The 14,967-nt window shown below is 65.1% G+C and carries 13 protein-coding genes; 8 read left to right on the top strand and 5 right to left on the bottom strand.

The window, feature by feature from the left end:
- The first annotated feature begins 106 nt into the window (after positions 1-106).
- Positions 107-943 carry an enoyl-CoA hydratase/isomerase family protein gene (locus LDO41_RS23025; RefSeq protein ID WP_223992410.1) on the top strand — a complete coding sequence of 279 codons (837 nt, stop codon included), beginning with the start codon at positions 107-109 and terminating at the stop codon, positions 941-943.
- A gap of 158 nt (positions 944-1,101) precedes the next feature.
- A complete protein-coding gene (locus LDO41_RS23020) occupies positions 1,102-2,082 on the top strand; it encodes a Bug family tripartite tricarboxylate transporter substrate binding protein (protein WP_223992408.1) in 981 nt (326 codons plus the stop codon).
- Between the two features lie 15 nt (positions 2,083-2,097).
- Here the strand turns inward: LDO41_RS23020 and prpR are convergent, their stop codons facing one another.
- Entirely contained in the window at positions 2,098-4,053 is a 1,956-nt protein-coding gene (gene prpR / locus LDO41_RS23015; protein ID WP_223992406.1) for a propionate catabolism operon regulatory protein PrpR, read from the bottom strand.
- Between the two features lie 158 nt (positions 4,054-4,211).
- Here prpR and LDO41_RS23010 point away from each other — a divergent pair, with 158 nt between their 5' ends.
- The 4 genes from LDO41_RS23010 to LDO41_RS22995 all read left to right on the top strand — a co-directional run bounded on the left by LDO41_RS23010 (position 4,212) and on the right by LDO41_RS22995 (position 8,421).
- Positions 4,212-5,423, top strand: a complete 1,212-nt coding sequence (locus LDO41_RS23010) for a CaiB/BaiF CoA transferase family protein (RefSeq protein ID WP_223992404.1) — start codon at positions 4,212-4,214, stop codon at positions 5,421-5,423.
- 9 nt (positions 5,424-5,432) lie between these two features.
- Positions 5,433-6,362, top strand: a complete 930-nt coding sequence (locus tag LDO41_RS23005; RefSeq protein WP_223992402.1) for a hydroxymethylglutaryl-CoA lyase — start codon at positions 5,433-5,435, stop codon at positions 6,360-6,362.
- Between the two features lie 66 nt (positions 6,363-6,428).
- Positions 6,429-7,403, top strand: a complete 975-nt coding sequence (locus tag LDO41_RS23000) for a tripartite tricarboxylate transporter substrate binding protein (RefSeq protein ID WP_223992400.1) — start codon at positions 6,429-6,431, stop codon at positions 7,401-7,403.
- 31 nt (positions 7,404-7,434) lie between these two features.
- Entirely contained in the window at positions 7,435-8,421 is a 987-nt protein-coding gene (locus LDO41_RS22995) for a Bug family tripartite tricarboxylate transporter substrate binding protein (RefSeq protein ID WP_223992815.1), read from the top strand.
- Here the strand turns inward: LDO41_RS22995 and LDO41_RS22990 are convergent.
- From LDO41_RS22990 to LDO41_RS22980, 3 genes are all read right to left on the bottom strand, one after another.
- Positions 8,418-9,431: a zinc-binding alcohol dehydrogenase family protein gene (locus tag LDO41_RS22990; RefSeq protein ID WP_223992398.1), complete on the bottom strand. Its 1,014-nt coding sequence runs from the start codon at positions 9,429-9,431 to the stop codon at positions 8,418-8,420. The genes LDO41_RS22995 and LDO41_RS22990 overlap by 4 nt on opposite strands.
- Positions 9,428-10,201: a hypothetical protein gene (locus LDO41_RS22985; protein ID WP_223992395.1), complete on the bottom strand. Its 774-nt coding sequence runs from the start codon at positions 10,199-10,201 to the stop codon at positions 9,428-9,430. Before LDO41_RS22985 ends, LDO41_RS22990 begins: the two co-directional genes overlap by 4 nt.
- 84 nt (positions 10,202-10,285) lie before the next feature.
- Positions 10,286-11,320, bottom strand: a complete 1,035-nt coding sequence (locus tag LDO41_RS22980; RefSeq protein WP_223992394.1) for an alcohol dehydrogenase — start codon at positions 11,318-11,320, stop codon at positions 10,286-10,288.
- A 188-nt stretch (positions 11,321-11,508) separates the two neighbouring features.
- Here LDO41_RS22980 and LDO41_RS22975 point away from each other — a divergent pair, with 188 nt between their 5' ends.
- Positions 11,509-12,459 carry a GlxA family transcriptional regulator gene (locus tag LDO41_RS22975; RefSeq protein ID WP_223992392.1) on the top strand — a complete coding sequence of 317 codons (951 nt, stop codon included), beginning with the start codon at positions 11,509-11,511 and terminating at the stop codon, positions 12,457-12,459.
- Between the two features lie 136 nt (positions 12,460-12,595).
- Complete coding sequence (locus LDO41_RS22970; RefSeq protein ID WP_223992390.1) at positions 12,596-13,402, top strand: MetQ/NlpA family ABC transporter substrate-binding protein; 807 nt, start codon at positions 12,596-12,598, stop codon at positions 13,400-13,402.
- Positions 13,403-13,415: 13 nt separating this feature from the next.
- On the opposite strand, the gene LDO41_RS22965 is transcribed toward LDO41_RS22970, so the two are convergent.
- Entirely contained in the window at positions 13,416-14,924 is a 1,509-nt protein-coding gene (locus LDO41_RS22965; RefSeq protein WP_223992389.1) for an HAL/PAL/TAL family ammonia-lyase, read from the bottom strand.
- Positions 14,925-14,967 lie beyond the last annotated feature (43 nt).

The following is a 14,967-nucleotide window of genomic DNA, read 5'->3' as shown; positions in this document are numbered from 1 at the left end:
GTAGACCCGTGACAGTGCGCGTGCGCAAGGACGCTTCGTTCGGGAAGCGCGCGCTTCGGATTGGGCATATACATAGAGCTACCCGGCCAACAAGGAGACGCCTGCCATGAGCGATTCGCAAGTCAAGATCACGAAGCACAGCCCCGCGTTGTGGACGGCGACCTTCGACAATCCGCCGATCAACCTGATCGACTACGACACTATCGCGGAGTTGAGCGATCTGGTTACCGAACTCGAGAGTGACGCCGATGTGCGCACGATCGTGTTCGACAGCGCCGACCCCGAGTACTTTTTCGCGCATTTTGACGTGCTCGGCGACCCGGCCCGCGCGGCACGGTTGCTGCCGACGCGGACCGGCATGGCGCCGTGGATCGACGTGCTGGCCCGCCTGAGCCGTGTGCCGGTGGTGACCATCGCCGCCATCCGCGGGCGCGCGCGCGGGGCCGGCAGCGAGTTCGTGCTGGCCTGCGACATGCGCTTTGCCAGCCGCGAGAAAGCGATTCTCGGCCAGCCGGAAATCGGCATTTCGGCGCCACCGGGCGGCAACCCCATGGTCCGCATGGCGGAACTCATGGGCCGCGGCCGCACGCTGGAGGTTGTGCTGGGCGGCGATGACTTCGATGCCGATCTGGCCGAGCGCTACGGCTATATCAACCGCGCCGTCCCCGACGCCGAGCTGGACGCGTTCGTGCAACGCTTCGCCGAGCGCGTCGCCAGCTTCGACAAGACCGCGCTGGCCGCAGCCAAGTCGCTCGTCAATGACGTCACGCTTCCGCACGACAGCGTCTTCCCACCTGCGCTTGACGCGTTCCGCAAAGGCGTGATGTCAGAGGATGGCCGCAAGCGTCTGGGCGCGCTGGTGAGTCGCGGCATGCAGAAGCGCTCAGAGCTGGAGCGCGATTTCGGCAGGCATATCGGGCCACAGGCGTCGGTGGGAGAGTAGGTTTGTCTCAGGACTTCTCACGACTTTTGAGAAGTATCAGAATCGATGAGAAATCTTGAGAAGGTTGATGCAACGCCCCTTAACGGGGAAACCACGTCCATCTTTCATGGCATGCAAGTTGCTGACTGACTGGCGCCGACTACTCTATGGTGCGTGGAATGAACCGAACACTCAGACAGCTTTCCGCAGTGGGTGCAGTGCTTCTTTCGTTGTTCTCGCTCGCGCATGCGCAGGCGCCCGAGAAATGGCCGACGCGGCCGGTGAGGATTGTGGTGCCGTTTCCGGCCGGTGGCGGTACCGACAGCATTGCCCGCTTTCTGGGCGAGCGCATGGCATTGGAGCTCAAGACCTCGGTGCTGATCGAGAACCGTCCTGGTGCGGGCGGCATCATTGGCGCGCAGACCGCCGCGAATGCGCCGGCCGATGGTTATACGGTGCTGCTCGGTTCCAACAGCACGCTGGTCAGCAATCGATTCCTCTACTCCAAGCTGCCGTACAACCCCGATAATTTCGAGCCGATCGGCGAGGTGGGTGTGCAGTCGCTGGTGCTCGTCGTCAACAGTTCGATGCCGGTGAACTCGCTCGCCGAGTTTGTCGCCTATGCCAAGGCGCATCCGGGCAAGGTCAATTACGCGTCGTTCGGGCAGGGCACCACGTCGCATCTGGCCGGCGAGATGTTCAAGCAGACCGCCGGCATCGATATGGTCCACGTGCCGTTCAAGGGCGCCGCCGAAGCAATTCCCGCGCTGATGGCTGGCAGCGTCGATGCGTACTTCGACACCATCGTCTCGAGCCTGCCGCATATCAAGAGTGGCAAGTTCCGCGCGCTGGGCGTGACTACGCCGAAACGCTCGTCGGCGATGCCGTCGCTGGCGACCATCGCCGAGCAGGGATATCCGGGCTTCGAGATGTACCCGTGGTACGGCGTAACGGTGCTCAAGGCCACGCCGAAGGACGTTCAGCAGAAGCTTCGTACCGCGCTCGCGACCAGCCTGGCCGACCCCGAGCTGCGCCGGCGCCTGACCGAGAGCGGCACCGAAGTGAACTACGCCGATGCGCCGGAGTTTGCCACGCTGATTCGCAACGACAGCGTGAATATCGAGAAGCTGGTGAAGTCGGTCGGCATCACGGTGCAGTAAGCACGTAATGATGGGTCAGGGTTGCGCGGCGGCGTCGTCGCGCAGCCAGCGCCAGAGCGTGGCGCGGCTGATGCCGAGTTGCCGCGCGGCTTCCTGCCGGTTGCCGCCGCAGGCGTCGAGCACATCGCGTGCATGTTCGCGTTGTATCGGAGCCTGCGTCAGGCTCGCCGTCACCTCGGTGCGCGCACGCCCAGGCGCATCGGCTTGCTCATACAGTTCCGCGCAATCGTGCCGCAGCTCGGCAAAGTCGACCTCGTCCTCATGCCGCCATTGCGAGAAGAACACCGCCATGCGGTCGCAGATATTCTCGAGCTCGCGCACATTACCCGGCCACGGAAACGCCTCCAGTCGCGGCAATACGCGCGCAAGCAGGCGCGTCGCATCGAGATTCGAGCCGAGCCGCCCGAGGCTGCGCCGCAATAACGCCTCGGCCAGCGGTGCGATGTCCTCCGGCCGCTCGCGCAGCGCGGGCAGGGGCAAGTGAAGCGTATTGATGCGGTAATACAGATCCTGCCGAAATTGCTTGCTGGCGATCAGCGCGCGTAACGGCTGATGGGTGGCGGCGATCACGCGCACGTTGACCGGAATCGGCAGCGCACCGCCCAGCCGCACGATCTCGCGTTCCTGCAACACGCGTAACAGCCGCGTCTGCAAAGACACCGGCATGTCGCCGATCTCGTCGAGAAACAACGTGCCCGTATGGGCAGCCTCGAACAGCCCGCGCTTGCCGCCGCGCCGCGAGCCCGTGAACGCCCCTTCGTCGTAGCCAAACAGCTCGCTCTCGAGCAACGATTCGGGAAACGCCGCGCAATTGAGGGCCACAAACGGCCGCGCGGCGCGCGCGCTCGCGTTGTGAATGGCCTGCGCAAACAACTCCTTGCCCACGCCGCTCTCGCCGGACAGCAGGATCGTCATATCCGTGCGCGCGAATCGCTGCGCGGTGGCGCATGCGCGCCGAAACGGCTCGCTGCGGCCGATCAGGCTGTCGAAGTTGTGGCGCGCGGTGGGCTGGCGATGTCGCTGCTGGCTACGCAGACTGGCATCGGCATCGTGAATCGTGCGCGCATCGTAGAGCGTGATGGCCGCGCCGACGATCTGTCCATGCTCGCGGATCGGCGTGCGGTTGACGATCCAGTCACGCTGCGCCAGCCGCAACACCGCCGCGCGATCCTGCGCGCCGGTCTCGAGCGTATGCGCGAGCGACAGCGCCGGTTCGATGGTCTCGAGCGACTGCCGCAGCAACTGCGCCTGTGGCCGCCCCAGCAGCTTTTCCATCGGCGGATTGAGCGCAACGATTCGATGCTCGCGATCGACCGCCAGCACTGCTTCCTGCAGGTTATGCACCACGCCATTCAGCTGTTCATAGCGGCTGGCCTCCAACCGCGCCGCGCGCGCGAGTTCGATCGCATCTTCGATGCCCTGGCGCACCGCCGCCAGCGAATACGCCAGATGCCCCTGCATGCCGTACTGCTCGGCGAACTCGAGCACCAGGCTCGACCCCACCACCACCTCGTAGCGATCGCGCGCCAGCAGCGCGAAGCAGTGCCGCGCCTCGTCGGGCGTGCGATACGCGTATTGCGCCACCTCGATCTTGAGCAGGTCCTTGATCGCATCGAGCTCCGGAATCGGCGCGCCGTACATCACCACGCCCACGCGACTGGAGACGCGTCGGGCGTTCATCAGTGCCAGCAGCAGATCGAACCCGCTCAGCTTGATCGTGGCCACCGGCACGCGCAACGCGCCGCGCAGGATCGTGGCATTGGCGCCCGCGCTGATGAACGCGTCGGCCGTGCCGAGCCGGATGCGTTCGCGCGCGAACGTAAGCGCCGCATCGAACGACCCGTTGACCACCTCGATATCGGCGCGGTCCGCGTACTCGTCGAGCACGCTCATCGCGAAATTGCTCAGATGCCGGTAGCTGATAAAGCAGAGGCGAGGCCGGAATGGGCGGTCGGCAAGGGCGGTGGTCATGGCGCGTTGGATGTCGCGGAAGCGTCGCAGAGATGTTGCGCCATTGTTTCATGAAACGTTGCATGCAACACAGCATGACTGCAATGTTGTAAATAAATCCTTATAAATCAACGATCTTCGCCATGGCACGCCGGTTGCGTTATAGCCCTCGACCAAACATGGAGAAGACGATGCAGGCGCTCGAACACATCACCGTACTGGACCTGACCCATATGCTGTCCGGCCCCTACGGAACCATGCTGCTTGCCGATCTGGGCGCACGCACCATCAAGGTCGAGCCGCCGGGCGCGGGCGAGGGCACGCGCAAGCTGCTCGCGGACAGCAACGACTACGCGCGCGATGGCATGGGCGCGTACTTCCTCACGCTGAACCGCAACAAGGAAAGCGTCTGCGTGGATCTGAAAAGCGAGGCGGGCCGCGCGGTCTTCCTCGATCTGGTGCGCCGCGCCGACGTCGTGTTCGACAACTTCAGCGCGGGCGTGACCACGCGGCTCGGTATCGACTACGCCACGCTGTCGGAGATCAATCCCCGCATCATCACGTGCTCGGTAACGGGCTTTGGCCAGACCGGCCCCGACACGCAACATCCCGCGTTCGACCAGGTGGTGCAGGCCATGGGCGGCGGCATGTCGATTACCGGCATGGGCGACGGCTCGCCCGTGCGAAGCGGCATTCCGATCGGCGATCTGGGCGGCGGCATTTTCGGTGCGATCGGCGTGCTGGCCGCGCTGACCGCGCGCGAGCAGACCGGCCGCGGCCAGCACGTCGATATCTCGATGCTCGACGCGCAGATTTCGATGCTGAACTACATGGCGACGATGCATCTGATGTCGGGCCATGTGCCGGACCGCATCGGCAACAGCCATTTCGTGCACGTGCCGTACAACACGTACCCGACGCGCGACGGCTATATCGTCATCGCGTGCATCGGCGATGCGTTCTTCGAGCGCTTCCTGAGCGTGCTCGAGCATCCGGATCTGCGTCGCCCCGAGTACGCGCGGCAGCCGGGCCGCTATGCCGACAAGGCGCATATCGACGGCATCATTGCCGAAGAAATGCAGCAGGAAACATCCGCCTATTGGCTGGACAAACTGCGTCAGGCGCGCATTCCGTGCAGCCCCGTCAACGACTTTGCGCAGGCGCTCAACGATCGTCAGGTGCGCGCGCGCGACATGGTGCGCGAGGTCACGCTGAAGACCGGCGAGACCATTGGCATGCCGGGCAATCCGGTCAAGCTGTCGGCGGTCGAAGAGCCGGCCTATACGTGTCCGCCGTCGCTGGGCGAGCATACCGATAACGTGCTGCGCGATCTGCTCGGCTACGACGCAAGTCAGGTCGCCGCACTGCGTGCCGACGGCGCCATCGGCTGAGGGGACGACATGGATCGCATCGTCATTACCGATGTTTCGCCACGAGATGGTCTGCAGAATCAGGCCGTCAACGTTTCCACCGACGACAAGCTCGAGCTCGTGCGTCGCCTCGCCACGGCCGGTGTGCCGAGCGTCGAGGTCACCAGCTTTGTTTCGCCCAAGGCCGTGCCGCAAATGGCCGACGCGGCCGATCTCGTGCAGCGCGTGAACGCGGCGCTGCCCACGTTGCAGACCTCGGCGCTGGTGCCCAACCTCAAGGGGCTCGAGCGCGCGCATGCAGCGGGCGCGCGGGAGATTGCCGTGGTGCTGTCCGCCACGCGCACGATGAACGAACGCAATATCAATATGGACCTCGACGAGGCCACCGCCGTCAGCGAACGCACGTTGCTCGAGGCGCGTCGCCTGGGGCTACGCACGCGCGCGTATGTGGCCGTGGCGTTCGAATGTCCGTTCGAGGGCAAGGTGCCGCTCGAGCCCGTGCTGCGGCTGTCCGCGCGTATGCGTGATGCCGGTGCCGACCGGATCGTGATTGCCGACACCATTGGTGCCGCGGCACCCGGCGAGGTCAAGACACGGATGCACGAACTGGTGGCGCTGCTGGGCGCGGATCTGCTGGCCGTGCATTTCCACGATACGCGCGGCCTCGGCGCCGCGAACGCATGGGCCGCACTGGAAGCGGGCGTGCGGCATTTCGATGCGAGCGTCGGCGGCATCGGCGGCTGCCCGTTTGCGCCGGGCGCGGCCGGCAATCTTGCTACCGAGGATCTGGTGCTGATGGCCGAGCGCAGCGGCTTTGCCACCGGCATCGATCTCGCCGGCCTGCTCGACGCGGTGGCGTTTGCCGAATCGGTACTCGGACGTCAGCTCGGCGGCAGGTCGATTGCCTGGCTGCGCCGACACTACGCGAAGGAAGCGGAACGCAAGCGGGAGGCGGCATAACGCGCAACCTGAACCCCAGCGGTACCTGAATCACCCCAACACAAATACAAAACGTCGGAGACAGACATGCTGCATCGCAGTTGGATTCGTATTGCCCTTTTCGTATTGTCGCTGGCGTTGCTCGGCGGCGCCTTGCCTGCACACGCCGCGCCCGGCAAATGGCCGGACAAACCGGTGACGCTGATCGTGCCGTACGCCCCCGGTGGCGGCACCGATATCGTCAGTCGCCTGGTCGCGCAGAAGCTGTCCGAGCTATGGGGGCAGTCGGTGGTCGTGGAAAACCGGCCCGGCGCCAACGGCGTGATCGGCACCAGCCACGTCGCCAAGTCCTCCGCCGATGGCTACACGCTGATGATGGTGGTGGGCTCGCACGCGATCAATCCCGTGCTGATGAAGAGCATGCCGTACGACACCAACGCCGCCTTCACGCCGATTACGCGGCTGGCCATCTCGCCGATGGTGCTCGTGGTGTCGAAGAAGAGTCCGTACAAGACGCTGTCAGACCTCGTGCAGGCAGCGCGCAAGCAACCGCTCGGCGTTGGCTATTCGGAAGGGCAGACGCGCCTGACCGGCGAGCTGTTCCGCCAGATCGGTCAGTTGCAGACCGTGTCGGTGCCGTACAAGGGTGGCTCCCAGATCATGGTCGACGTCATTGGTGGCCATCTCGATATGGGCTTTACCAGCGTGCTGACCGCGATGCCGCACGTGGTGGGCGGCAATCTGCGCGTGATCGGTGTGGCGGCGGACGAGCGCATGTCGATCTTCCCCGATGCGATGACGTTCAAGGAAGCCGGGCTTGGCGGCGTGGAATCGCTGAACTGGTATGGCCTGTTCGGGCCGGCCGGCCTCTCGCCGCAGGTCGTCAGCCAGATCAACGCGGATCTGCGCCGTGTGACGTCGGACCCGGCGGTGGCCAAGCAGATGCAGGATCAGGGCGCGAGCGTGGTGCTCACGCCGCCGGCGCAGTTCGGCCAGTTTCTGACGGCGGAAACGCGCAAGTGGGCGGCAGTGGCCCAGCGCGGCGGCATTCAGCCGGAATAAGGTACGCCTACAACAATAAAGGGGAGACATGATGCAACGACGTCAGATGATGATGGCAATGGCGGCATTGACGACACTCGCGGCCGCTTTCGCGACGAGCGTGCCCGCGCACGCGCAGAGCTATCCCACGCGGCCGATCCGGCTGATCGTACCGTTCGCGCCAGGTGGGGTCGCCGACACGAGCGCGCGCGCGGTGGCGGACCGGATGGGGCAACGCCTCGGCCAGTCGGTCGTGGTCGAGAACAAGCCGGGCGCGTCGGGCAACATCGGCACGCAGCAGGTGGCGCAGTCGGAGCCCGATGGCTACACGCTGCTGCTCGGCTTCGACGGCACCATGGTGATCAATCCGCATGTCTATGCGAAGGTACCGTTCGACACGCTCAAGGATTTCGCGCCGATCAGCAAGATCGGTGACGCGGCGCTGATCCTTGTCGCCAACCCGAACGTGCCCGCGAAGAACCTGCGCGATCTGGTCGCCTATTCCAAGACGCTACCCGACGGCCTGTCGTATGGCAGCGCGGGCACCGGCAGCACGCCGCACCTCGCGGGCGAACTGCTCAAGGCGAAGACCGGCATCAAGATGACGCACGTGCCGTACAAGGGCGGCGGGCAGGCGATGGGCGACCTCGTCGGCGGCAATCTTCCGGTGCTCTATACGGCCGTGGCCGGTGCGCATCAGTTCGTCAAAAACGGCAAGGCCACGGGCATCGCGGTCTCGTCGGCCGCGCGCGTACCGTCGGTGCCGGACGTGCCGACGATGAACGAGTCCGGTCTCGCCAATATCGAGGTCAACTCATGGACGGGGCTGTTCGCGCCGGCCAGGACTCCCGCCCCGATCATCGACAAGCTACAGAAAGCGCTCAATGCCGTGGTCAGCGAACCCGAGACGCGCGAACGTCTGGCCACGCTGGGCATCGTGCCCTCCGGCAATACGCCCGCCGAGTTCCGCAAGCAGGTGGAGGCCGATCTGCGCATGTACGGCGAGATCGTGAAGCAGGCGAATATCCACGTGGATTAGTGCCGGAAGCCTTCCAGCACGATCTTGCCAAGCGTCTTGTTGCTTTCGATCAGTGCGTGCGCGTGCCGCAGGTTCTCCGCGCTGATCGCCCCCAGATTCTGGCGCGATGTCGATACCAGAATCCCTTCGTCGACCAGCGCGGCCACGCGATCGAGCAGATCGTGCTGGGCGCGCATGTCGCTGGCCTGGTACATCGACCGGGTGAACATGAACTCCCAGTGCAACGAGATCGACTTGCGCTTCAATGGCATCGCGTCGAGGCGGGCCGGATCATCGATCAACGCGAGCTGGCCCTGCGGCTTGAGCAGGTCGACGATCTGCTCGAAGTAGGTCTCGGTATGGTTCAGGCTGATGACATGATCCACTTGATTGAGACCGGCTTCAGTCAGCTGTGCCTTCAACGGCTTGCCATGGTCGATGACGTGATGCGCGCCAAGCGATTGCACCCACGCCTGCGTATCGGCGCGGGACGCCGTGCCGATGACGGTGAGTCCCGTCAGCTTGCGGGCCAGCTGCACGAGAATCGAGCCAACGCCGCCGGCCGCGCCAATGATGAGCAGGCTCTGTCCCTGTCCGCCGTGCTCGGGCACTCTCAGACGATCGAACAGCAACTCCCAGGCCGTGATCGCCGTCAGCGGCAGGGCGGCCGCGCTCGCAGCGGGCAAGGACTTCGGAGGCCGGCCGGCGATGCGCTCGTCGACCACGCCATACTCGGCATAGCAGCCAGGGCGCGTGATATCGCCTGCATACCAGACCGGATCGCCGACCTGGAAGAATTCCACGTTCGCTCCTACGGCTTCCACGATACCCACCGCATCCCAACCGAGAATGCGCGGTCCGGTGGGCGCCACGCCCAGCCGCAGCTTGCTGTCGACCGGGTTCACCGCAATGGCGTCGATTCTGACGAGCAGGTCGCGCAGCCCAGGCTGCGGCACAGGCACGTCGATCTCATGCAACGACTGCGGATCACCGATCGGCAGGCCAGCTTGTGTATAGACAATGGCTTTCATGGATGTCCTCCGGAGGATGGTGCATTGTGAGCAAGGTCGGACGAGGTGGCAGCGACGGATGCGGCCACGTCGGTGGCGCCGCGATTCCACGTAAATGTCAGCAGCGCCTGATCGGTGCCCGGCTCGCCGCGGCACAGGGATGCGCCATGGATGCGCATCACCGTGTCCAGCACGGCGATATCGAGCGCACCGGGCGAGGTTTTCGCCGATGCCGCGTACTGGCGGATGCCCCGTCGGGCGACGGTGCGAACCTCGATGATCGCGTGCATGTCCGTGGCGGCAAGCCGGATATGCACGGCGTCGCCGGCGTCCTGCCTGAACAGGTTGGGCACGATCTGGCGCATGCCGTGCAACAACACCTGCCGCAACTGCCAGGCATTGCCGCGGATCTCTATGGGGTCGTCGGGCAGGTCCAGCCAGAGCGGGGCGCAGGCTTGACCAGGTGCCGACTTCAGTTCGCCTACAACGTCTGCCAGTAGCGCGCCCAGATCGAACTGCGTTGGCGGTACAGGCGACATGGCCAGACGGGCCAGCGTGCGCATCAGTTCGCCGAGCGCGCGTGTGTGCGCGGCGATCTCGGCAAGGCATTGCTTGGCCTCGCCAATCGCCGGCGGGTTGCCATCGAGCCAGCGCTGGCCGGCTGCGGCCAGCAACGAGAGTGACGTCAAGGGGGCGGTGGTGTCATGCACGAGCGACAGGCCAAGTTCCGCGATGGACGTGGGCGAGGGCGAGAAAATTTCTGCGACAAGGTCTTCGGCACTAACCGACATATGGACTTTCAGTGGCCGTGCGTGCGCGGAACGCTGGCGCACGGCATTGGCGGGCCTCGTTACGAGCCCGCGCGAGGCATGCCGTCAGGATTGGACCGGGTTCATCACGAGTACGGCGCGAAAGCGCACGTCCGCGCGCATCATGCGGTCGTATGCGGTTTGCGCTTCCTCGAGTGCGAATGTCTCGACCAGTGGCCGTACGTCCTGCAGGCGCGCAAATGCAAGGGTCTGCTCGTTGTCGTACACGGTGCCGGTCAGTGTGCCCGTCACCGAGCGTGCGCCGAACACGAGGTCGGTGGCCTGAAACGAAATCGGATCGCCGGGGACCGCAATCACCACGAGCTTGCCGCGCGCGCCCAGACCGCGCACTGCTTCCGACATGCCTTTGCCGCTCGGCGCGGTGCCGAGCACCACCTTGGCCCCGCCGAGGTCTTGCAGCGCCTGCGCCACGCTGCCAGCGTCGGCATCGATGTAGTGATGCGCACCCAGTTGCCGTGCAAAGTCGGCCTTGTCGCTACCGCGTGCGATGGCGGCGGTACGAAAGCCCATCCGGTTGGCGAACTGCACCGCCAGATGACCGAGGCCGCCAAGACCCTGCACCGCCACGAGATCGCCGGCACGCGCTCCGGCATTGCGTAGCGCGTTGAACGTCGTCAATCCCGCGCACAGCAGCGGCGCTGCTTCCGCGGCGTCGAAGTCCTCCGGCACACGCACCAGCCCGCGCGCTTCTGCCAGCATGACCTCGGCGTAACCGCCGTCGGTGGTCATGCCGGTGATGACCGGGTTCTGGCAGTTCACGATATCGCCCTGACGGCATGATGGACACGTGCGATCCTCGCCAGCCAGAAAGCCCACACCCACGCGCTGCCCGATTTGCCAGCCCTCCACACCGTGGCCGACGGCCTCGATGCGGCCCACGACCTCGTGCCCCGGCACGCGCTGCGGCGCGCCAGCAGGTACCGGCTGCTCGACCGTGGCACTGTCGGAGTGGCAGACACCACAGGCTTCCACACGAATGCGTACCTGTCCATCCGCAGGCTCCGGCAGCGGGCGCTCGACGATCTTCAGTTTGCCGGGGGCGATCACGACAGCGGCGCGATAGGTAGTTCGGTTGCTCATTCGTGGTGCCTCGCGCGAAGGGAAAAAGGGGCAAGATCGATCGGATCTGTCATCGGTAACTACCTCAACAAGAAAACTGACGCTGCACGCCTTGTGGGCATGTCGAGGTTTCATGATCGATGAAAAGCAGAGATTCAAAGCGACATTTATAATCCGCTTCTCGGACATGAAGCGCGCGGTGAAGGACGATGCATCGGATTGGTTATTTGCTTACGCAGGGCTTTCAGGTCATGGCCCTGGGCACGCAGACAGTGTTCGAGTTTGCCAATGTGGTCGCGCGCGAACAGATCTATCAGGTCACCAACTATTCGATCGTGGGCGGCGAAGTGCGCTCGTCGGTGGGCGCGTCCGTGTCGTCGCTGCCAGCCAGCGTGGACGACGCCGACACGTGGATGATCAGCGGCGTGGTCGATCCCACTGGCCGGTCCACCAACGCGGACGAAGTTGCCTTTATTCATGATGCGTCGGCACGAGCGCGTCGCGTCGTTGGCCTGTGCACAGGCGCATTCGCGCTTGGCGACGCAGGATTGCTCGATAACCGTCGCGTCACCACTCACTGGGCATTCGCCGATGCGCTCAAGCAGCGCTGTCCGCTCGCTAAGGTGGATGCCGATCGGATCTATATCGTCGATGGTTCGATCTGGACCTCTGCTGGCCTGACCGCCGCGATGGACCTCGCGCTCGGCATGGTCGAGAAGGACCTGGGGCCCGAGGTCGCCAGTCGCGTCGCCCATGTTCTGGTGATGCATCACCGCCGGACAGGCGGGCAATCGCAACACACGGAAATGCTGAAGCTCGCGCCGAGATCGGACAAGGTGCAGACCGCGCTCGAGTTCGTGCGGCAGAACCTGTCCAGCCCGCTGCGCATCGCGGACCTCGCGCATGCCGCGCATCTGAGTACCCGGCAGTTCCAGCGTGTGTTCCAGTCGGAGACCGGCGAGTCGCCGTCGAAGGCGATCGAACGTATCCGCCTGGAGACCGCGCGCAATCTGGTGGAGCGCGGCCGGCATTCGCTCGAAGTCATCGCCCGCGAGACGGGCTTCCGCGATCGGCGTCACCTGCGCGAGGCCTTTCAGCGCAGCTTCGGCCTGTCACCGCAGGCACTGCGACGCGACGCGCGTACCGCTGCGGTGGATTAGACAGTCCTTCCGATGGCTGGCGCATATCGATAGCCGATCTTATTCATTCCCTGTTGGCGGCTGTGTCCTTACCATCCGTGACGCCTCGCGCCACCCGCGCGAAGGCCACGGACTAACATGCCCTACAGGAGCCATCATGCATCGCCGTAAGTTGTTCCAACTGTTCACCGCCACCGCTGTTACCGCGCTGGCGGCGCTGACCACCGCCCAGGCATTCGCCGCCGATCAGGTCATCCGTCTCGGCACGATGAGCGGGCCGGACGCCCAGATCTGGGAGGTCGTGCGCACGGTGGCCAAGCGCAACGGGTTGGACATCCGCATCGTCGAATTCAACGACTACGCGCAGCCGAACGCCGCGCTCGACGCGGGCGACCTCGATGCCAATGGCTTCCAGCATCAGCCGTTCCTCGACAGCCAGATCGAGGCGCGTCGCTACAAGATCGTCAACGTCGGCCTGACCTATGTGGCGCCGATGGGGTTCTACTCGACCAGGTACAAGTCGCTCAATGATCTGCCGGAAGGCGCCAAGATCGGTATCCAGAACGATCCGTCGAATGGCAATCGCGCGCTGCGTCTGCTGCAGGCCAAGGGCCTCATCACGCTCAAGACCGCAGCGGGCAAGAACGCCACGCCGCTGGATATCGCCACGAATCCGAAGAAGCTCAAGTTCGTCGAGCTCGACTCCGCGATCCTGCCGCGTTCGCTCGGCGATCTCGCGGCCGCGTCGATCAATACCGACTACGCGGTGAAGGCCAACCTGTCGCCGACCCGTGACGCGATCGCGATCGAAGACCTGCGCGGCCCGTACGCCAACCTGATTGCCGTGCGCGCGCAGGACAAGGACAAGCCGTGGGTCAAGCCGCTGGTGGCCGCGTACCAGTCGCAGGAAGTGAAGGACTTCCTCGACAAGCAGTTCAAGGGCGCGATCCTGCCGGCTTTCTAACGTGCCCTGATCGCTACCACTGACCCTCACGCACCTGCGCCAGCAGCGTGCGCAGTTCGGGCTCGAGCGCGCGATCGCGCGTCAGCAGCGGCATGGCGTCCTCGAGCCGGGCGAAGAACGGTTGCAACGGCTGGGGCACGACGTGACCCGTGCGCTGGCGCAAGGCAATGCCCTGACGCACCGCCACCAGCATCGCCACCGCCACCTGTTCCGACAGTTCCAGCACACGCAGGCAATCGCGGCTGGCGATCGTCCCCATGCTCACCTTGTCCTGGTTGTGGCATTCCGTCGAGCGCGAGAACGCGGTAGCCGGCATGGTTTGCTTCAGCGCTTCGGCGGTCCATGCCGAGGCGCCGATCTGCAACGCCTTCAGGCCATGATTCAATGGCGCTTCGCTACCCGTCGCACCTGACAGATTGGCCGGCAGCCCGTTGTTGTAGCGCGTATCGACCAGCGTCGCGAGCTGACGGTCCAGCAGGTCCGCCACGCTTGCCACCGCGGTCTTCAATGCATCCATGGCCAGCGCGATATGGCCGCCGTAGAAATGCCCGCCATGCAGCAGGCGGCTCTCGTCCGGATCGACCAGTGGGTTGTCGTTGGCACTGTTGAGTTCGGTTTCGATCCAGCCGCGCGACCAGTCGAGCGCGTCTTCCAGTACGCCAATCACATGCGGCGCGCAGCGCAGCGAGTAGCGATCCTGCAGGCGGCTCGCATGTCGCGGTGCGCGCGAATCGCCGAGCAGCTGACGAATCCGCTCGGCGGCGCGCAGTTGCCCCGGATGCGGCTTGGCGCGGAACAGCGCTTCGTCATAGTGATACGGGTTGCCATCGACCGCCGCTACAGCACCCGCCGTCAGCGTTGCCGCCAGGCGCGCAAGATTGGCCGCGCGCGTCCAGGCCAGGCATGCGAGTCCGGTCATCACGGCGGTGCCGTTCATGATGGCCAGTGCTTCTTTCGGGCGCAGCCGTAGCGGCGCGCGTCCGATTGCGGCGAGCGCCTCGGCGGCTGGCTGACGTCGCCCGCCATAGACCACATCGCGCTCGCCACACAGCGCGGCGGCCACATAGGACAACGGCGTCAGATCGCCGCTGGCGCCGACCGACCCTTCGGCCGGAATGCAAGGCAGCACATCGTGCTCGAGGAAAGCGGTCAGCTGCGCGAGCAGGGCCGGGCTGACGGCGGAGTAGCCCTGACAGAGCGACGCCAGCCGCGCGGCCAGCACCGCGCGCGTTTCATCGGCATCGAGCAACCGCCCGAGTCCCACGCCGTGGAACGTATACAGATGGACCGGCAATTCCCATGCGCGCTCCACCGGCACCGTGATCTCGCATGAGTCGCCATAGCCGGTGGTCACACCATAGATGCGTCCGTCCTCCTCGAGCAACTGATCGAGGAAGGCCATGCCGCGCGTGATGCGCGCCTGAAACGCGGGCGCGTCGGACAGCACCGCGGTTGCATCGCGTCGCGCCAGCGCGACCACGGCTTCTATCGTCAGCGGCGTGCCGTCGAAAATGACCGGCATGAGTGGCGTGGCGGGGGCCGGGTGGGGGGCAGGGCGATGAATA

It is taken from the genome of Cupriavidus pampae (assembly GCF_914271485.1).
GTDB lineage: Bacteria > Pseudomonadota > Gammaproteobacteria > Burkholderiales > Burkholderiaceae > Cupriavidus > Cupriavidus pampae.
This window is presented reverse-complemented; position numbering and strand designations above follow the sequence as displayed.